Below are 18,764 nucleotides of genomic sequence, written 5' to 3'. Positions count from 1 at the left end.
CGCGGCGCGCGCATGCGCGCCCGTCTCAACCCGCGCGCCCGAGCGGCGCGCTATTTCGGAGCACGAACATGAGCAAAGTTACGCTGGGTGGCAACCCGATCGATCTCGCCGGCACGTTCCCGGCCGTCGGCGCCCAAGCCGCCGATTTCAAGCTGGTCGGCAAGGACCTCGCCGACCTGTCGCTCGCCAGCTTCGCCGGCAAGCGCAAGGTGCTGAACATCGTGCCGAGCCTCGACACGCCGACCTGCGCGACGTCGACCCGCAAGTTCAACGAAGCCGCATCGTCGCTCGACAACACGGTTGTCATCGTCGTGTCGGCCGACCTGCCGTTCGCGGCGACGCGCTTCTGCACGACCGAAGGCCTCGAGAACGTCGTGACGGCTTCGACGTTCCGCACCGGCCGCGCATTCGCGAACGCATACGGCGTCGACGTGACGAGCGGCCCGCTGAACGGCCTGACCGCCCGTGCGGTCGTCGTGCTCGACGCGCAGGACAAGGTGATCCACGCGGAACTCGTCGGCGAAATCAAGGACGAGCCGAACTACGATGCAGCGCTCGCCGCACTGAAGTAAGCTTTCTTTCGCTTTCCCCTGCCGCGCCGCGCCTTTCGCGCGGCGTTGTCGCGCAGGGTCCCTCATTTCTACAGGAACGCACACCTTGGCTACGTTGATTTGCGGCTCGATCGCCTACGACTCCATCATGACCTTCGAAGGGCGGTTCCGCGAGCACATCCTGCCCGACCAGGTGCACCTCATCAACCTGAGCTTCCTGGTGCCGACGATGCGCCGCGAATTCGGCGGCTGCGCGGGCAACATCGCGTACGCACTGCACCTGCTCGGCGGCGATGCACGCATGATGGGAACGGTGGGCGCGCTCGACGCGCAGCCGTATCTCGACCGCCTCGACCAGCTCGGCCTGCGCTGCGACCACGTTCGCGTGCTGCCCGACACCTATACGGCGCAGGCGATGATCACGACCGATCTCGACAACAACCAGATCGCGGCGTTCCACCCGGGCGCGATGATGCAGTCGCACCTGAACCACGCGGGCGACGCGCCGGACATCAAGCTCGCGATCGTCGGCCCTGACGGCTTCGACGGGATGGTCCAGCACGTGGAAGAACTCGCCAAGGCCGGTGTGCCGTTCGTGTTTGATCCGGGCCAGGGCCTGCCGCTGTTCGACGGTGCGACGCTGCGCCGCAGCATTGAACTTGCGACCTATGTAGCGGTCAACGACTACGAGGCCAAGCTGGTGAGCGACAAGACGGGATGGTCCGAAGACGAAATCGCCAGCCGGGTCGACGCCCTCGTCATCACGCGTGGCGAGCATGGCGCGACCATCCGCCACAAGCAGGGCGCGGAGCAGATTCCGGTCGTACCGGCCGAGCACATCGCCGATCCGACCGGCTGCGGCGATGCCTTCCGGGGCGGCCTGCTGTACGGCATCGAGCATGGCCTCGACTGGGCAACCACGGGCCGCCTCGCGAGCCTGATGGGCTCGATCAAGATCGCCCACCAGGGGCCCCAGACTTACGTACTGACGCGCGCCGAGATCGACGCGCGCTTCGAGACTGCATTCGGTTACAGTCTCAAATGAATATTGTGGGAGAGCAAAGATGTTGACGAAAAAGACCCTCACGCTCGCGGCCATGCTGACGGCCTCGCTGACGCTCACCGGTTGCTTCACCGCGCCGGGCTCGGCGGATGTCTATAGCGTCGGCCAGGCGCAGCGCGAACAGACGGTTCGCATGGGCACGGTCGAAAGCGTCCGTGCAGTGCGCATCCAGTCCGACGGCGGCGGCAGTGCGATCGGCACGCTCGGCGGCGGCGCACTCGGTGCGGTGGCAGGCAGCGCGATCGGCGGCGGCAAGGGATCGATCCTGACCGCGATCGCGGGCGGTCTCGTCGGTGCGGTCGCAGGCAACGCAGTCGGCGAAAACCTCAGCACGGCGAACGGTGTCGAAATCACCGTGCGCCTCGACAACGGCGATCTGCGCTCGATCACGCAGGCAGCAAGCGGCGAAGCGTTCCGCGCCGGCGAGCGGGTGCGACTGCTGTCGAGCGGCGGCGTCACGCGCGTCACGCACTAACAGGTACCTCAGCTCGCGGCGCAAGCCGCGGTCGAACGCATGTGCGAAGCTGCACATGCGTTTTTTTTCGTCCGTACTCGCCGCTGCCCGCATACGGGCAGCCGGCATACGGGCACATCGGCAAACACGGACGAAAAAAATCCCGCCACCTGAGCCAGATGGCGGGACTGATTGAGTAGCGCTACTCAACCCACGGACACCATGTGAGTGTCCGGGTGGTACGGGTCAGCCTCGATTACGGACGGCTGCCGGTCGGGAACGGCCATGCCGCTGCCGGGTTGAGCGCGGTCTTCACGCCCGATGCCGGCGCAACCGATGCGGTCGACGCGGTCGTTGCCGGCGCAGCCTTCTTCACGACGGCCTTCTTCGGAGCTGCAGCCTTCTTGGCCGGTGCAGCTGCCTTCTTCGCCGGAGCAGCGGCCTTCTTCGCAGGAGCAGCGGCAGCCTTCTTCGCAGCAGGCGCAGCCTTCTTCGCGGCAGCCTTCTTAGCAGGCGCGGCCTTCTTCGCAGCAGCCTTCTTAGCAGGCGCGGCCTTCTTCGCAGCAGCCTTCTTCGCCGGTGCGGCCTTCTTCGCAGCAGCCTTCTTCGCCGGTGCGGCCTTCTTCGCAGCAACCTTCTTCACTGCGACTTTCTTGGCTGCAACCTTCTTCGCTGCGGCCTTCTTCGCCGGTGCTGCCTTCTTCGCGGCAACCTTCTTCACCGCGACCTTCTTGGCTGCAACCTTCTTCGCTGCGGCCTTCTTCGCCGGTGCTGCCTTCTTCGCGGCAACCTTCTTCACCGCGACCTTCTTCGCAGCAACCTTCTTCACTGCAGCAGCCTTCTTCGCCGGAGCAGCAGCCTTCTTCGCAACGGTCTTCTTGGCAGCAACTTTCTTAGCAGCCGGTTTCTTCTTGGCGGTAGCCATGTTGTTCTCCTTCAGGTTCAGATGAGAGTCAGTTCAAACTACACCCTTCGTCAAAACCCGCTTCCCGCGGACGCTGTTCAGGACGTGCGCTTCGAAGCGGGCTATTCATCGGCGTACGCGGATACCACGCGCTTACGCTAATGAATACGGTATGGCGCGCGTGACCACCCGGCCTCGCGCGCCAAATCAAGTCGGTAGCCGGCGCACCTCGCGCCGCTACCCCTAATCGCTTGATCAAGCGGACCGCCACACGGCCGTCCGCTTTTTCCGGAGGGAAGTTTGCCCATCCCACTGAAGGGTTCGCAAAGTGCCTGTCGTGTAGTTGGGCCGTTAAGGCACCGGGCATGCTTTGCATCAGGCGTTCTTGCTCCTAAACCTTGGGCCGGGGCCGAGAGGCCACCGGCTGCTCACATCATGTGACGGGTTCGCTGCTGCGGGTTATTCCCAGGACAGCGCACCGCCCGTCTGATACTCGATCACACGCGTCTCGAAGAAGTTGCGTTCCTTCTTCAGGTCGATCATCTCGCTCATCCACGGGAACGGGTTTTCCTCGTTCGGGTACAGCGGATCGAGGCCGATCTGCTGGCAACGGCGGTTGCTGATGAAGCGCAGGTAGCTCTTGAACATCGACGCGTTCAAACCCAGCACGCCGCGCGGCATCGTGTCTTCGGCGTAGCGGTATTCGAGTTCGACAGCCTGCTTGAACAGCTCGCGGATCTCGGCGCGGAATTCCGCGGTCCAGAGATGCGGGTTCTCGAGCTTGATCTGGTTGATCAGGTCGATGCCGAAATTGCAGTGCATCGACTCGTCGCGCAGGATGTACTGATATTGCTCTGCAGCACCCGTCATCTTGTTCTGGCGGCCGAGCGCGAGGATCTGCGTGAACCCAACATAGAAGAACAGGCCTTCCATGATGCAGGCAAACACGATCAGCGACTTCAGCAGCTTCTGGTCCGCTTCGAGCGTGCCGGTCTTGAAGGCCGGATCCGTCAGCGTGTGGATGAACGGGATCAGGAATTCGTCCTTCGCGCGGATCGACGTGACCTCGTGGTACGCGTTGAAGATCTCGCCTTCGTCGAGACCGAGCGATTCGACAATATATTGGTACGCGTGCGTGTGGATCGCTTCCTCGAACGCCTGACGCAGCAGGAACTGCCGGCACTCGGGCGCCGTGATGTGGCGGTACGTGCCGAGCACGATGTTGTTCGCCGCGAGCGAATCGGCCGTCACGAAGAAGCCGAGGTTGCGCTTCACGATGCGGCGCTCGTCCTCGGTCAGACCGTTCGGGTCCTTCCACAGTGCGATGTCGCGGGACATGTTGATTTCCTGCGGCATCCAGTGGTTCGCGCAACCGGCCAGATACTTTTCCCACGCCCACTTGTACTTGAACGGCACCAGCTGATTCACGTCAGTCTGGCCGTTGATGATGCGCTTGTCGGCGACATTGACCCGCGCTTCCGAACCGCCGGCGGGAACAGCCGATGCTTGCGGCGGCACCGCAAGATCGCCTTCGAAAATGTCACGGACCTGATGGGCGGCAGGCGTTGCAGCCTGCATTCCGACAGCCATCCCGGCGGAGGTGCGCATTGCGTTTTGCTGCGCTCCGCTCGCGGGGGTTACGGCAGTCTTCTCGTCATCCCAGTTGAGCATAAATTCTCACCATCAATTTAGAACGGTTTGTACCATCTTTTCCTGAGCGATAAAAGGGTTCGCTCACGAAAAATCCTTTTTTCGATTCGCGTTGCGACCTCGATACAACACTTTGAGCAACGCATCGTCATTCATGCAGCGCGCGATGTGAGTCGCGCGTGTATCGCGAGGTGCGCTCGACGCATCGAACGCTGATCGAAACGCGACGTCGTCGGGGATGTTTCGATCGCTTGTCACTGCCTGCAACGCAGGTGCCGCGTTACAGATTCCTTATCATTTTTTTAGTTGAGAGCGGCGCACACTTCAACCTCGATCGGTCGTCATGTGCGCCGCCCTTGCCTGCTTCTCAGGTCAGGCGCACTGCGTTACTGGCACGCTTCGCATTCGTCGAAGCCGGGATCGCCCGGACGCATCGTGCACACCGGACCATCCGCCTCGACCGGCGCGAGTGCCGGCGCTGCGTTGACCGCGCCCGACGACGCATCGCCGCCCGCCGCACCAAAGCCGCCCGCTGCGCCTTGCGCGCCGCCGCTGCTCGAGCCGCCGGTCGGCACTGCGTTCAGTGCGCCGTGCGCGACCGTCGACTTCTCGACGTGCGTCGCCGCCATCGTGCGGAGGTAGTAGGTCGTCTTCAGGCCGCGCAACCATGCGAGCTTGTAGACCTCGTCGAGCTTCTTGCCCGACGCGCCGCCCATGTAGATGTTCAGCGACTGCGCCTGGTCGATCCACTTCTGGCGACGCGATGCCGCTTCGACCAGCCACGTCGGGTCGACTTCGAACGCGGTCGCGTAGATCGCGCGCAGGTCGGCCGGGATGCGGTCGATGCGCGACAGCATGCCGTCGAAGTACTTCAGGTCAGCGACCATCACTTCGTCCCACAAGCCGCGTTCCTTCAGGTCGCGGACGAGGTACTCGTTGACCACCGTGAATTCGCCCGACAGGTTCGACTTCACGTACAGGTTCTGGAAGGTCGGCTCGATACAGGCCGACACGCCGATGATGTTCGAGATCGTCGCCGTCGGCGCGATCGCGACGCAGTTCGAGTTGCGCATGCCGTGTGCGGCGATCCGCGAACGCAGCGACGTCCAGTCGAGCGACTCCGAGGTGTCGACCTCGACGTAGCCGCCGCGCGCTTCCGTCAGCAGCTTCAGCGTGTCCTGCGGGAGGATGCCGCGATCCCACAGCGAGCCGCGGTAGCTCGAGTAGCGGCCGCGCTCTTCGGCCAGCTCGGTCGACGCGTAGTACGCGTAGTAGCAGACCGCTTCCATCGAACGATCGGCGAACTCGACCGCCGCTTCCGACGCGTACGGCGTGCGCAGCAGGTGCAGGCAGTCCTGGAAGCCCATGATGCCCATGCCGACCGGACGGTGCTTCAGGTTCGAGTTACGCGCCTTCGGCACCGCGTAGTAGTTGATGTCGATCACGTTGTCGAGCATGCGCATCGCGACGCTGATCGTGCGCTTCAGCTTCTCGTGGTCGAGCGCGTAGCTGCCGTCGGCCTGCTTCACCAGGTGGGCGACGAGGTTCACCGAACCGAGGTTGCACACCGCGATTTCGGTGTCGCTCGTGTTCAGCGTGATTTCCGTGCACAGGTTCGACGAGTGGACGACGCCGACGTGCTGCTGCGGCGAGCGCACGTTGCACGGATCCTTGAACGTGATCCACGGGTGGCCCGTCTCGAACAGCATGCCGAGCATCTTGCGCCAGAGTTGCTGCGCCGGGATCTTCTTGAACAGCTTGATCTCGCCGCGCGCGACCTTCTCTTCGTAAGCCGTGTAAGCCTTCTCGAAATCGGCGCCGAACTTGTCGTGCAGGTCCGGGCAGGTCGACGGCGAGAACAGCGTCCAGTCGGCGCCTTCCATCACGCGCTTCATGAACAGGTCGGGAATCCAGTTCGCCGTGTTCATGTCGTGCGTACGGCGGCGGTCGTCGCCGGTGTTCTTGCGCAGTTCGAGGAATTCCTCGATGTCGAGGTGCCACGATTCGAGGTACGCGCAGACCGCGCCCTTGCGCTTGCCGCCCTGGTTGACCGCGACGGCCGTGTCGTTCACGACCTTCAGGAACGGGACCACGCCTTGCGACTTGCCGTTCGTGCCCTTGATATGCGAGCCGAGTGCACGCACGCGCGTCCAGTCGTTGCCCAGGCCGCCGGCGAACTTCGACAGCAGTGCGTTTTCCTTCAGCGCTTCATAGATGCCGTCGAGATCGTCCGCGACCGTCGTCAGGTAGCACGACGACAGCTGCGAGCGGTGCGTGCCCGAGTTGAACAGCGTCGGCGTCGAGCTCATGAAGTCGAAGCTCGACAGCACGTTGTAGAACTCAATCGCGCGCGTTTCGCGGTCGATCTCGTTCAGCGACAGGCCCATCGCGACGCGCATGAAGAATGCCTGCGGCATTTCGATGCGGGTGCCGTCGACGTGCAGGAAGTAACGGTCGTACAGCGTCTGCAGGCCGAGGTAGCCGAACTGCAGGTCGCGGTTCGCGTCGAGCGCTTCGCCGAGGCGCTTCAGGTCGAACTGCAGCAGCTTGTCGTCGAGCAGGCCGGCGTCGACGCCGCGCTTCAGGAACTGCGGGAAGTACTCCGCGTAACGGGCCGGCATCTCGGCCTGGACGACTTCCTCGCCGAGGATCTCGCGACGGATCGTGTGCAGCAGGATGCGGGCCGTGACCTGGCTGTATGCCGGGTCCTTCTCGATCATCGTGCGCGCCGCGAGGATCGCCGAGTCGTAGACCTGGCTCATCGGCACGCCGTCGTACAGGTTCTTCACCGTTTCGGCGACGATCGGGTCAGGGTTAACCGCAGCGCCGAGGCCGTCGCATGCCGACACGATCAGCGCGCGCAGCGCGTTCAGGTCGAGCGGACGCGTGACGCCGTTGTCGACGACGTTGATGCCGGTGCTCGACTCGCCGCCCGCTGCCGCTGCTTCCTCGCCCGCATGCTGGCGCTCGAGGTGACGCTTCTCGCGATACAGCACGTACGCACGCGCGACGTTGTGCTCGCCGCCGCGCATCAGCGCGAGTTCGACCTGGTCCTGGATGTCTTCGATATGGAACGTACCGCCGTTCGGGCGGCTGCGCACGAGCGCGCGCACGACGTTGTGCGTCAGCTGTTCGACCTGCTCGCGCACGCGCGCCGAAGCCGCGCCCTGCCCGCCGTTGACGGCCAGGAAAGCCTTGGTCACCGCGATCGCGATCTTCGAAGGTTCGAACGATACGACGCTGCCGTTGCGGCGGATCACCTTGTAGTCGGCGAACGTGGCCTGCGGCGCGAGCGCCTTCGCGCCCTGTTCGGTCCCGCCGAGCGGACGGCTCGAGGCGCTCTCGTACTGGGACGTCGCGTTGTCGGTGGTTTGCATGTGCAAAGCTCCTGGTGTTGGATGGTGCGGAGAGAACCGCGGATTAAAACGAACGCTGCGCAACGCGGTGCGCGAGCGGTAAGAGGCGAGCGATGCGCCGGGGAAGCCGGTTCGGTCGATGCGCGACAACCGAGCCGGTCGTGTGCTTCGTCATGTATCCCCTGCCCCGTCGAAGTTCGCTGCGCTGATCGCGACGCCTGGACCGCCCGGCCTGACGCGCCGCCCTGAGAACCCTGTCCGCCGGCGTTGGCCGCCGGCCGGTGCCGCTCGGGTTTCCCCTGCGACACACACTATATCTAGTGCAGAACCGCTCAACTGGCACCAAGTATAGTGGACATTCGGAGGACGTCCAAACGGATAATTTGCGGTGGAGGTCTTGACATCGCTCACGCGCAGACACGACAAGGCATTGGTCGGAGAAAAAACTTTCTCCGGTCAAAAAACCCCGCGATCAGTGCTGACGGAAAGGAAAGTATTCGGCGGAAAACCCGGCATCGCTCGCGAAGCGTTGCCAATCGAAATGCGGGCCCGGGTCGGTCTTGCGGCCCGGCGCGACGTCCGAATGCCCCGCGAATGCGTCGACCGGGTAGCGTGCGGCGAGCGCGCGGGAGAGTGCGGCGAGCGTCGCGTACTGCGCGTCGTCGAACGGCACGTCGTCCGCGCCCTCGAGCTCGATGCCGATGGAGAAGTCGTTGCAGCGCGGCCGGCCGAAGAATTCGGACGAGCCCGCGTGCCACGCGCGCTCGTCGCACGACACGAACTGCACGAGTTCGCCGCTGCGGCGGATCAGGAAGTGCGCGGACACGCGCACGCCGCGCAGGTGGCTCTGGTAATAAGGGTGCGCATCGCAGTCGAGGCGATTCAGGAACAGCGCCTCGATCGCGTCGCCGCCGAACTCGCCGGGCGGCAAGCTGATGTTGTGGACGACGACGAGCGTCGGCACCGCGCCCGCGGGCCGCACCTCGTAATTCGGCGACGGCGCGTGACGCGCTTCACGCACCCAGCCGTGTGCATCGACCGACAGTCGTGCTGCGTCGTTCATCGGGCGTCGTGGCCGCTCGCGCGTGCGCCGTGGCGCTGCGCGTGCTCGGTGCTGCAGAAGTATTCGCCGCCCGCGACGACGGCATCGCCCTTCGGCGCATGCACGCCGCATTCGGCGCAGCGCACCATCGGCTCGGGCAGCGAGCGGGCGGCGGCGCCGTTCGGCCGCGCAGCCCCGGGGCCGCCGGTGCCGGGCGCGCCGTCGTAACCGGCGCCGCGGCCGGTGCGCGCCTGCGCGTGCTCCTGCGCCTGGCGCAGCTTGCGCGCGAGCCACGAACCCGCGAAGAAGAGAAGGATCAGGAGAAGAATCTGTCGCATCGGAAACCTGCGTTCAAACCACGGAACGGTGCAGCAGCACCTCGAAAACGAACCGGCTGCCGACATACGCGAGCAGCAGCGCGGCGAACGACACGAGCACCCAGCGCGCAGCACCGCGGCCACGCCAGCCCGACGTCTTGCGGGCGACCAGCAGGCCGCCGAACATCAGCCACGACAGGATCGCGAATACGGTCTTGTGGTCGAGCCGCAGCGCGCGCGCGTCGACCTGTTCGCTGAACAGGATGCCCGACGCGAGCGTCAGCGTGAGCAGCACGAAGCCGGCGCCGATCAGGCGAAACAGCAGCTTCTCGAGCGTGAGCAGCGGCGGCAGCGTCTCGAGCCAGCTCGCGATCCAGCCCGTCGAGCCGTCGCGTCCGCCGCTCCTCAGCGACTGCAGGCGCCGCTCGACCATCAGCATCAGGATCGCGTGCAGCGCGGCGATCGCAAACAGCCCGTACGCGATGTTCGCGATCAGGAAGTGCAGCTTGAACAGCGGCGCTGCGGCATAAGGAAGCACCCGCACGCCGCCGAACACGAGCGGCAGCAGCGACGCACCGCACGCGAGCGGCAGCACGAGCAGCCGCAGGCTGTCGAGCGGGAAGAAGAAGCTCTCGATCCAGTAGATGCCGGCGCCGAGCCAGAACATCGCGGACAGCGCGAACGCGAAGCCGAACACCATCGCGTCGTGCGGGAAGATGGTCGTATGGAGCAGCACGCCGTGCGCGACGAGCGCGGCGAACAGCAGCGCGCGGCCGGCCCCGCTCATCCCGGACGCGGCGGACGCGGGAACCGGCACGGCCGGCACGCTCGCGACGAGCGGCGTCGCGCCCTGGCGGTGCGTGCGCCAGCCTGCGACGGCAAGGCCGCCGTACAGGAATGCGGTGAGGGCATACAGTACAATATCCATGTTCGAAGTTTACACTAGGCCCCCTTCCCGCGACGGCTCCCTTTGTTCGGTTCCGCCGCGCCTTCGGGCCCCACTGTCCATCGCTCCCCATGCTCGACAATCTCACTCAACGGATGGCGCGCGTCGTCAAGACGCTGCGCGGCGAGGCCCGGCTTACCGAGGCGAACACGCAGGAGATGCTCCGCGAGGTGCGTCTCGCGCTGCTGGAGGCCGACGTTTCGCTGCCGGTCGTCCGCGAATTCATCGCCAAGGTCAAGGAAAAGGCGCTCGGCGAAGAAGTGATCAGCAGCCTGTCGCCGGGTCAGGCGCTCGTCGGCGTGGTCCAGAAGGAACTGACCGCCGTGATCGGCGGCGACTACGAAGGCAAGGCCGCCGAGCTGAACCTCGCGGTCACGCCGCCCGCGGTGATCCTGATGGCCGGCCTGCAGGGCGCGGGCAAGACCACGACCGCCGGCAAGCTCGCGAAGCTGCTGCGCGAGAAGTACAAGAAGAAGGTGCTGACCGTGTCGTGCGACGTGTATCGCCCGGCCGCAATCATGCAGCTGAAAACGGTGAGCGAACAGGTCGGCGCCGACTTCTTCCCGTCCACGCCGGATCAGAAGCCCGTCGACATCGCAGTCGCGGCCGTCGACTGGGCGAAGCGCCACTACCATGACGTGCTGATCGTCGATACGGCCGGCCGCCTCGGTATCGACGAGGCGATGATGCAGGAAATCGCCGCGCTGCACGGCACGCTGAAGCCGGCCGAAACGCTGTTCGTCGTCGACGCGATGCTCGGCCAGGACGCGGTCAACACCGCGAAGGCGTTCAACGACACGCTGCCGCTCACCGGCGTCGTGCTGACCAAGCTCGACGGCGATTCGCGCGGCGGCGCCGCGTTGTCGGTGCGTCACGTCACGGGCAAGCCGATCAAGTTCGTCGGCGTGGCCGAGAAGCTCGACGGTCTCGAGGTGTTCCACCCCGACCGGATGGCAAACCGGATTCTCGGCATGGGCGACATCCTCGCCCTCGTCGAGGAGGCGCAGCGCGGCGTCGACGTGCAGGCCGCGCAGAAGCTCGCCGACAAGGTCAAGAAAGGCGGCGACTTCGACCTGAACGATTTCCGCGCGCAGATCTCGCAGATGAAGAACATGGGCGGCCTGTCGTCGCTGATGGATAAGCTTCCGGCGCAGTTCCAGCAGGCGGCGGCCGGCGCCGACATGGGCCAGGCCGAGAAGTCGATCCGCCGGATGGAAGGCATCATCAGCTCGATGACGCCCGCCGAGCGTGCGAAACCCGAGATCATCAAGGCGACGCGCAAGCGCCGCATTGCAGCCGGCGCGGGCGTGCCGGTGCAGGAAGTCAACCGGATGCTGAACCAGTACGACCAGATGCGTACGATGATGAAGAAGCTGAAGGGCGGCAACATGCAGAAGATGATGCGCGGCCTGAAGGGCATGATGCCCGGCATGCGCTGATTCCGCCGATCGGCCGGCGCGCGGGTTTTTGCTGTAGCGCGCGCCGGCCGTTCTGCTTCATTCTTATTTGTATACCGACTGCCCGCCAGAACACATGAACCGCGAAGAAGCCCTCCACATTTTCAACCACTCCGAAGAGATCGTCTCGGCCGACGCCGTCAATGCGTCGATCTCCCGGATGGCCGACGCGATCCGCGCCGAGATCGGCGATGCGTTCCCGCTCGTTCTCTCGGTGATGGGCGGCGCCGCGGTGTTTACCGGGATGCTGCTGCCGCATCTCGATTTCCCGCTCGAATTCGACTACATCCATCTGACCCGCTACCGCAACACGACGCAGGGCAGCCCGGAAATGCACTGGCGCGTCGCGCCGCGCGAATCGGTGAAAGACCGGATCGTGCTCGTGCTCGACGACATCCTCGACGAAGGCGAGACGATGGCCGCGATCCGCGACCGCATCCTCGACATGGGCGCGAAGCGCTTCATGTCGGCCGTGCTGTGCGAGAAGACGCTCGCGAAGGCAAAGCCGCTGCACCCCGACTTCTGCGGCTTCGCGGTGCCGGATCGCTACGTGTTCGGCTGCGGGATGGATGCGAAGGGCTACTGGCGCAACCTGCCGACGATCCGCGCGCTGACCACGAACGTCTGAGCGCCCCGCTCCGCACTATATAAATAAAAAGCGGCGCTCCGGTTTCCCGGAGCGCCGCTTTTTTGTGGGCATGCGCCGCCTACAGCTGGTGCACGAATGCGCGGATGCCGCCCAGCATCATCTCGACCGAAATCGCGACGAGCACGAGGCCCATCAACCGCTCGAACGCCGCGACGGTCCGTTCGCCGATCCATTGCTGGATCCGCTCGGCCAGCACCAGCGTCACCGCGCAGACGATCATCGTGACCGTCAGCGCGCCGACCCACTCGAGCATCTTGCCGGGCCCCTGCGACGTCAGCAGCATCACCGTCGCGAGCGCCGACGGCCCGGCGAGCGCAGGAATCGCGAGCGGCACGATGAACGGCTCGCCGCCCGCGCGCGGATCGTTGCCGAGTGCGCCGTCCGGATGCGGGAAGATCATCCGCAGCGCGATCAGGAACAGCACGATCCCGCCGCCGAGCCGCAACGACAGGTCGGTGAGGCTCATCATCCGCAGGAAGCGGTCGCCGACCAGCATGAAGAACAGCAGGATCACGAACGCGATCCCCACTTCACGCAGGATCAGCTTCACGCGCCGCTCGCGCGGCACATCCCGCATGGCCGAAATGAACAGCGGGATGTTGCCGAGCGGATCGGTGATCAGCACCAGGAGCACGGTGGCCGACAGGAAGGTGTATTCCACCGCGTTCCCCGGTCGGTGTGCTTAGCGCGCGAGCGCGGCGCGGATCTTCTCCACGACCGTCGCCGCAGCCGCGTCGGCCGGCAGCAGCGTCGCTTCGGCGTCGCGGCGGCCCTGATACTCGATCTTGCCTTCCTTCAGGCCGCGCTCGCCGATCACGAGACGATGCGGCACGCCGATCAGCTCCCAGTCGGCGAACATCACGCCCGGGCGCTCGCCGCGATCGTCGAGGATCACGTCGATGCCGGCCGCGGCGAGTTCCGCATACAGCTTGTCGGCGGTCTCGCGCACCATGTCGCTGCGGTCATAGCCCATCGGGCACAGCACGACTTCGAACGGCGCGATCGATTCGGGCCAGATGATGCCGCGGTCGTCGAAGTTCTGTTCGATCGCCGCGCCGAGAATGCGCGTGACGCCGACGCCGTAGCAGCCCATCAGCATCGGCTGCGGCTTGCCCGACTCGTCGAGGAACGTCGCGCCCATCGCTTCCGAATACTTGGTGCCGAGCTGGAACACGTGGCCGACCTCGATGCCGCGGCAGATGTCGATCACGCCCTTGCCGTCCGGCGACGGGTCGCCCTTCTTCACGTTGCGCACGTCGGCGACGTCCGGCTCCGGCAGGTCGCGGCCCCAGTTCACGCCGGCGATGTGATAGTCGACCTCGTTCGCGCCGACGACGAAGTCGCTCATGTTCGCGACCGTGCGATCGGCGATCACCTTCACCGGTTTCTTCGTGCCGACCGGGCCGAGGTAGCCCGGCGGCGTGCCGAACCACTCGACGATTTCCTGCTCGGTCGCGAAGCGGTGGTTCTTCAGGCCCGGCAGCTTCGACACCTTGATCTCGTTCAGGTCGTGGTCGCCGCGCAGCATCACGAGCCAGATGGTCGGCTCGGCGCCTTCGTTGTCGGTCGCGAGCACGATCGACTTGATCGTGCGCTCGAGCGGGATGGCCAGCAGTTCGGCGACGGCTTCGCACTTCGCCTTGCCCGGCGTCGCGACCTTCGCCATCGCCTCGGCCGGCGCCGCGCGTTCGGCGATCAGCGGCAGCGCTTCGGCCGCCTCGACGTTCGCCGCGAACTCGGACGTCGGGCAGTACGCGATCGCGTCCTCACCCGTGTCGGCGATCACGTGGAATTCGTGCGAGAAGTTGCCGCCGATCGAGCCGCTGTCGGCCGCGACCGCGCGGAACTCGAGGCCGAGACGCGTGAAGATGCGCACGTACGCCTCGTACATCTTGCGATACGACTCGTTCAGGCCGGCCGCATCCTTGTCGAACGAGTACGCGTCTTTCATGATGAATTCGCGGCCGCGCATCACGCCGAAGCGCGGACGGATCTCGTCGCGGAACTTCGTCTGGATCTGGTAGAAGTTCACCGGCATCTGCCGGTAACTCTTGATCTGGTTGCGCGCGATGTCGGTGATGACTTCCTCGTGCGTCGGCCCGATCACGAAGTCGTTGTCCTTGCGGTCCTTGAAGCGCAGCAGCTCGGGGCCGTACTGTTCCCAGCGGCCCGATTCCTGCCACAGCTCGGCCGGCTGCACGGCCGGCATCAGCAGCTCGATGGCGCCCGCCCGGTTCATTTCCTCGCGCACGATCGCCTCGACCTTGCGAATCGAACGCAGGCCGACCGGCAGGTAGTTATAGATACCGCCGGCGACGCGACGGATCATGCCGGCGCGCACCATCAGCTTGTGGCTGACGATCTCTGCGTCGGCGGGTGCTTCTTTCAGGGTGCCGATAAAGAAACGGGAAGCTTTCATGCGGACGGTTCCAAAAACGGCGCCCCCAGGCGGGGCGCCCGAAAAAGTTTCAAGGTGAAAAAGCTGCGCGCGGCGAACAGCAATGGACGACGATGGCGCAGACGACGTAGCAGACTAATCAGGGACAATTCAGCCGGTGTACCCCGCGCGGATTCGCTCCGCTACGGTGCGCAGCGCCCTTTATCTGTTTATAATCAAAGCAATTTTAAAGGATTCGAAGGTGGTTGTATGCTGGATCGTGAAGGCTTTCGCCCGAACGTCGGCATCATCCTCTTGAACGCGCGCAACGAGGTGTTTTGGGGCAAGCGGCTCCGCGAGCATTCCTGGCAGTTTCCTCAAGGTGGGATCAAGTACGGCGAGACCCCCATGCAGGCGATGTACCGGGAGCTGCACGAGGAAACGGGCCTGCATCCGGAACACGTCAAGATAATCGGCCGCACTCGCGACTGGTTGCGTTATGAGGTGCCTGACAAGTTCATCAAACGCGAAGTACGCGGTCATTACCGCGGCCAGAAGCAGATCTGGTTCCTGCTGCGGATGGTCGGACGCGATTGCGACATTTGCTTGCGCGCGACCGACCACCCGGAGTTCGATGCGTGGCGCTGGAACGAGTACTGGGTGCCGCTCGATGCGGTGATCGAGTTCAAGCGGGATGTCTATCAGTTGGCGCTGACGGAACTGTCGCGCTTCCTGCGCCGCCCGGCGCAGCGAGCCGAGAAGCCGCGTGGGCCGCGTCTGTCGCGCTATCCGCGCGTCATTGGCGCAGAGGCCCAGCAGACGCTGACGATTGTCGACGCATCGGTAGTCTGTTCGGAGATCGAAGTGGAAGCGAGCACGCTCGACGAGATGCCGCCCCACGTGATCGTCGGCAAATGACGAATCGAACTGCATGACCGGGCGCGACCTTGGTGTCGCGCCCTTTTTTTACGAGGAATGCATATTGAAAGCGATTGCTCTCGCGCTCGCATCGATTGCCGCGGTGGCCACGCTGGCAGGTTGCGCGAATTCGAAGACACCGACCAACAAGGATGACAGCGAGTTCGTGTATCTGCTGGACCGCCAGGGAACCTGGAAGGAAAACACGGTCGACTCGCTGCCGCCGCTGCCGCAGGCGAGCGACCTGCTGCCGTTCAACGTATCGCAGAACACGCCGCTCAAGTTCTTCGTCGATGCGAAGTCGCTCGCGGTCGGCACCGACGGCGTCGTGCGCTACGCGGTCGTCGTCACGAGCCCGGCCGGCGCGCGCAACGTCAACTACGAGGGCATCCGCTGCGACACCTATGAATGGCGCCAGTATGCCGGCCTGAATTCGGACCACGACGGCTGGGATCGCACGGTCGAGAACGATTGGCAGCGCATCGAGAACGGCGAGCTGAATGCCTACCACTCGGCGCTGTATCAGGATTACTTCTGCGCGAACAAGATGCCGCAAGGCTCGACCCGGCAGATCCTGGAGAACATCCGGTTTCACCGTACCGCGATGAGCCAGTTGCGCTGATGGCGCGCGGCGCCCGCCGCCGCACTCTCTGCCGTCCGCTGCATGAAAAAGCCCGCATCACGCGGGCTTTTTCATTTGACGGCCTGAACCGGCAACGCAAATGATCACACCAGCACCAGATTGTCGCGATGGATCAGTTCGGGCTCCAGCATGTAGCCGAGCACGGATTCGATCTCGCCGCTCGGCTTGCGGTGAATCAGTTTCGTCTCCGCGCTGCTGTAGTTCGTGAGCCCGCGCGCCACTTCGCGCCCGTCGGGGCCGACACACGCGATGACTTCGCCGCGCGCGAACGCACCCTGTACGTCGATCACGCCGATCGGCAGCAGGCTCTTGCCGCCGGCCGTCAGTTTCTCGACCGCGCCCGCATCGATCACGACATGGCCGCGCACCTGCAGGTGGTCGGCCATCCACTGCTTGCGCGCCGCCATCCGCGCGGTACGTGCGATCAGTTGCGTGCCGATCGCCTCGCCGGCCGCCAGACGCACGAGCACGTCGGACTCCCGGCCGCTCGCGATTACCGTATTTGCACCGCTGTGCGCCGCGCGCTTCGCCGCGAGAATCTTCGTCAGCATCCCGCCGCGGCCAAGGCTCGAGCCCGCACCGCCCGCCATCGCCTCGAGTTCCGGCGCGCCCGCATTCGCTTCCGCGACGAGCGTCGCGCTCGGATCCTTGCGCGGATCGGCCGTAAACAGCCCCGACTGGTCGGTCAGGATGATCAGCGCATCGCCTTCGATCAGGTTTGCAACGAGCGCGCCGAGCGTGTCGTTGTCGCCGAACTTGATTTCATCGGTGACGACCGTGTCGTTCTCGTTGATGATCGGCACGACGCCGAGCCGCAACAGCGTCAGCAGCGTCGATCGCGCATTCAGGTAGCGCTCGCGATCCGCCAGGTCGGCATGCGTCAGCAGGATCTGCGCGGTGCGGATGTCGTGCTCGGTGAAGCGGCTCTCGTAGACCTGCGCAAGCCCCATCTGGCCGACCGCGGCCGCCGCCTGCAACTCGTCGATTTCCCGCGGCCGCTTGCTCCAGCCGAGCCGCTGCATCCCTTCGGCAATCGCGCCCGAGCTGACGAGCACGACTTCCTTGCCCTGGGCGCGCAACGCGGCGATCTGGGCCGCCCAGCGGCCGATTGCAGCATGATCGAGCCCCTTGCCGTCGTTGGTCACGAGGCTGGAGCCCACCTTCACCACCAATCGCTTCGAATCCGCGATGATCGAACGCATCCTGCACTGTCTCCTGTATCTGATGCATGCCCGGCCGGGCGCGATCGAGCGCCGACGCCGGGCGGCACGCCCGGCGCGCTCCGGAACCACTCAGGCGTCGTCGCCCGGCGCGGCCTCGCCCTTCGCAGGCGGCGCGTCGCGGAAACGCACGTCCGCCGCGAGATCTTCCGCCTCCGCCGCGCGATGCGCGTCCGAATGTTCGGAGAGGTAGTCGTAGATCGCGTAGCACAGTGCTTCACAGCCCTGGCCCGTCAGTGCCGAAATCTCGAACACCGGGCCGTCCCACTCGAAGCGCTCGAGGAAATCCGCGACGCGCGCCTTGCGCTCGTCTTCCGGCACCATGTCGAGCTTGTTGAGCACGAGCCAGCGCGGCTTCTCGTAGAGCGCCTCGTCGTATTTGCGCAGCTCGCCGACGATCGCCGTCGCTTCGGCAACCGGATCGACGCTTTCGTCGAACGGCGCGAGATCGACCAGATGCAGCAGCACGCCGGTGCGCTGCAGATGGCGCAGAAACTGATGGCCGAGGCCCGCGCCTTCGGCGGCACCCTCGATCAGCCCCGGGATGTCGGCGATCACGAAGCTCTTGCTCGGGCCGACCCGCACCACGCCGAGATTCGGCGCAAGCGTCGTGAACGGGTAGTCGGCGATCTTCGGCCGCGCATTCGACACCGACGAGATGAACGTCGACTTGCCTGCGTTCGGCATGCCGAGCAGGCCGACATCGGCGAGCACCTTCAGCTCGAGCTTCAGCATGCGACGTTCGCCGGGCTTGCCGTCCGTCTTCTGGCGCGGCGCGCGGTTCGTGCTCGACTTGAAATGCAGGTTGCCGAGCCCGCCGGCACCGCCCTGCGCAAGCATCACCTGCTGGTCGTGCTCGGTCAGGTCGGCGATCAGCTCGCCGGTATCCATGTCGCTGATGATCGTGCCCACCGGCATGCGCAGCGTGACGTCGTCGCCACCCTTGCCGTAGCAATCCGAGCCTCGCCCGTTTTCGCCGTTGCGCGCCAGATGCTTCTTCGCGTAACGGTAGTCGATCAGCGTGTTGATGTTGCGGTCGGCGATCGCGTACACGCTACCGCCCCGACCGCCGTCGCCGCCGTCCGGCCCGCCGAACGGGACGAATTTCTCGCGGCGCATCGACGCACTGCCATCGCCTCCGTCGCCGGCGATGACTTCGATTCGTGCTTCGTCAATGAACTTCATTCGTCACTCCGCCCAGTATTTCCGCTATTGTG

The 18,764-nt window shown here is 65.1% G+C and carries 18 protein-coding genes; 7 read left to right on the top strand and 11 right to left on the bottom strand.

Translation table 11 applies throughout. From position 1 onward, the window contains the following. The first annotated feature begins 68 nt into the window (after positions 1–68). The 3 genes from tpx (at position 69) to FOZ70_RS21075 (ending at position 2,089) form a co-directional block, all read left to right on the top strand. The gene (gene tpx / locus FOZ70_RS21085) at positions 69–572 is read left to right on the top strand and encodes a thiol peroxidase (RefSeq protein WP_059649662.1); all 504 of its coding nucleotides are present in this window, start codon (positions 69–71) and stop codon (positions 570–572) included. 85 nt (positions 573–657) lie between these two features. Beyond that, the gene (locus FOZ70_RS21080) at positions 658–1,596 is read left to right on the top strand and encodes a carbohydrate kinase family protein (RefSeq protein WP_219706634.1); all 939 of its coding nucleotides are present in this window, start codon (positions 658–660) and stop codon (positions 1,594–1,596) included. 19 nt (positions 1,597–1,615) lie between these two features. Next, positions 1,616–2,089 (top strand): glycine zipper 2TM domain-containing protein, encoded by a 474-nt coding sequence (locus FOZ70_RS21075; RefSeq protein ID WP_021161893.1) that lies wholly within the window; start codon positions 1,616–1,618, stop codon positions 2,087–2,089. A 235-nt stretch (positions 2,090–2,324) separates the two neighbouring features. Here the strand turns inward: FOZ70_RS21075 and FOZ70_RS21070 are convergent, their stop codons facing one another. The 7 genes from FOZ70_RS21070 to ccsA all read right to left on the bottom strand — a co-directional run bounded on the left by FOZ70_RS21070 (position 2,325) and on the right by ccsA (position 10,265). Continuing rightward, a complete protein-coding gene (locus tag FOZ70_RS21070) occupies positions 2,325–2,993 on the bottom strand; it encodes a histone H1-like DNA-binding protein (RefSeq protein ID WP_021161894.1) in 669 nt (222 codons plus the stop codon). A gap of 28 nt (positions 2,994–3,021) precedes the next feature. Next, the gene (locus tag FOZ70_RS21065; protein WP_219706633.1) at positions 3,022–3,348 is read right to left on the bottom strand and encodes a hypothetical protein; all 327 of its coding nucleotides are present in this window, start codon (positions 3,346–3,348) and stop codon (positions 3,022–3,024) included. Positions 3,349–3,431: 83 nt separating this feature from the next. Continuing rightward, complete coding sequence (locus FOZ70_RS21060; RefSeq protein ID WP_014898151.1) at positions 3,432–4,643, bottom strand: ribonucleotide-diphosphate reductase subunit beta; 1,212 nt, start codon at positions 4,641–4,643, stop codon at positions 3,432–3,434. 365 nt (positions 4,644–5,008) lie between these two features. Next, the gene (locus FOZ70_RS21055; RefSeq protein ID WP_021161897.1) at positions 5,009–7,999 is read right to left on the bottom strand and encodes a ribonucleoside-diphosphate reductase subunit alpha; all 2,991 of its coding nucleotides are present in this window, start codon (positions 7,997–7,999) and stop codon (positions 5,009–5,011) included. 451 nt (positions 8,000–8,450) lie between these two features. Then, positions 8,451–9,041: a 1,6-anhydro-N-acetylmuramyl-L-alanine amidase AmpD gene (gene ampD / locus FOZ70_RS21050; protein ID WP_021161899.1), complete on the bottom strand. Its 591-nt coding sequence runs from the start codon at positions 9,039–9,041 to the stop codon at positions 8,451–8,453. Continuing rightward, positions 9,038–9,358 (bottom strand): PP0621 family protein, encoded by a 321-nt coding sequence (locus FOZ70_RS21045; protein ID WP_059493393.1) that lies wholly within the window; start codon positions 9,356–9,358, stop codon positions 9,038–9,040. Before FOZ70_RS21045 ends, ampD begins: the two co-directional genes overlap by 4 nt. A gap of 13 nt (positions 9,359–9,371) precedes the next feature. Beyond that, the gene (gene ccsA, locus FOZ70_RS21040; RefSeq protein ID WP_027788432.1) at positions 9,372–10,265 is read right to left on the bottom strand and encodes a cytochrome c biogenesis protein CcsA; all 894 of its coding nucleotides are present in this window, start codon (positions 10,263–10,265) and stop codon (positions 9,372–9,374) included. Positions 10,266–10,354: 89 nt separating this feature from the next. On the opposite strand from ccsA, the gene ffh reads away from it, so the two are divergent. Together ffh and FOZ70_RS21030 are read left to right on the top strand one after the other, a co-directional pair. Then, on the top strand, positions 10,355–11,722 hold the full coding sequence (gene ffh, locus FOZ70_RS21035) for a signal recognition particle protein (RefSeq protein ID WP_021159890.1): 1,368 nt from the start codon (positions 10,355–10,357) through the stop codon (positions 11,720–11,722). 94 nt (positions 11,723–11,816) lie between these two features. Next, positions 11,817–12,368, top strand: a complete 552-nt coding sequence (locus FOZ70_RS21030; protein ID WP_021159891.1) for a hypoxanthine-guanine phosphoribosyltransferase — start codon at positions 11,817–11,819, stop codon at positions 12,366–12,368. Between the two features lie 79 nt (positions 12,369–12,447). Here the strand turns inward: FOZ70_RS21030 and FOZ70_RS21025 are convergent, their stop codons facing one another. Together FOZ70_RS21025 and FOZ70_RS21020 are read right to left on the bottom strand one after the other, a co-directional pair. Beyond that, on the bottom strand, positions 12,448–13,050 hold the full coding sequence (locus FOZ70_RS21025; RefSeq protein WP_009688453.1) for a MarC family protein: 603 nt from the start codon (positions 13,048–13,050) through the stop codon (positions 12,448–12,450). Positions 13,051–13,071: 21 nt separating this feature from the next. Further along, a complete protein-coding gene (locus FOZ70_RS21020; RefSeq protein WP_219706632.1) occupies positions 13,072–14,808 on the bottom strand; it encodes a proline--tRNA ligase in 1,737 nt (578 codons plus the stop codon). A 228-nt stretch (positions 14,809–15,036) separates the two neighbouring features. On the opposite strand from FOZ70_RS21020, the gene FOZ70_RS21015 reads away from it, so the two are divergent. Continuing rightward, positions 15,037–15,684, top strand: coding sequence for an RNA pyrophosphohydrolase (locus FOZ70_RS21015; protein ID WP_175894442.1), 648 nt, complete (start codon positions 15,037–15,039; stop codon positions 15,682–15,684). Between the two features lie 13 nt (positions 15,685–15,697). After that, on the top strand, positions 15,698–16,306 hold the full coding sequence (locus tag FOZ70_RS21010) for a CNP1-like family protein (protein WP_034195819.1): 609 nt from the start codon (positions 15,698–15,700) through the stop codon (positions 16,304–16,306). Between the two features lie 104 nt (positions 16,307–16,410). Here FOZ70_RS21010 and proB read toward each other — a convergent pair whose 3' ends face one another. Then, on the bottom strand, positions 16,411–17,529 hold the full coding sequence (proB, locus tag FOZ70_RS21005; protein WP_042975353.1) for a glutamate 5-kinase: 1,119 nt from the start codon (positions 17,527–17,529) through the stop codon (positions 16,411–16,413). A 90-nt stretch (positions 17,530–17,619) separates the two neighbouring features. Beyond that, the gene (gene obgE, locus FOZ70_RS21000) at positions 17,620–18,732 is read right to left on the bottom strand and encodes a GTPase ObgE (RefSeq protein WP_042975354.1); all 1,113 of its coding nucleotides are present in this window, start codon (positions 18,730–18,732) and stop codon (positions 17,620–17,622) included. Positions 18,733–18,764: the final 32 nt, after the last annotated feature.

Origin of the sequence: Burkholderia sp. COPS (genome assembly GCF_019425585.1) — a bacterium.
Lineage (GTDB): Bacteria > Pseudomonadota > Gammaproteobacteria > Burkholderiales > Burkholderiaceae > Burkholderia > Burkholderia cepacia.
This window is presented reverse-complemented; position numbering and strand designations above follow the sequence as displayed.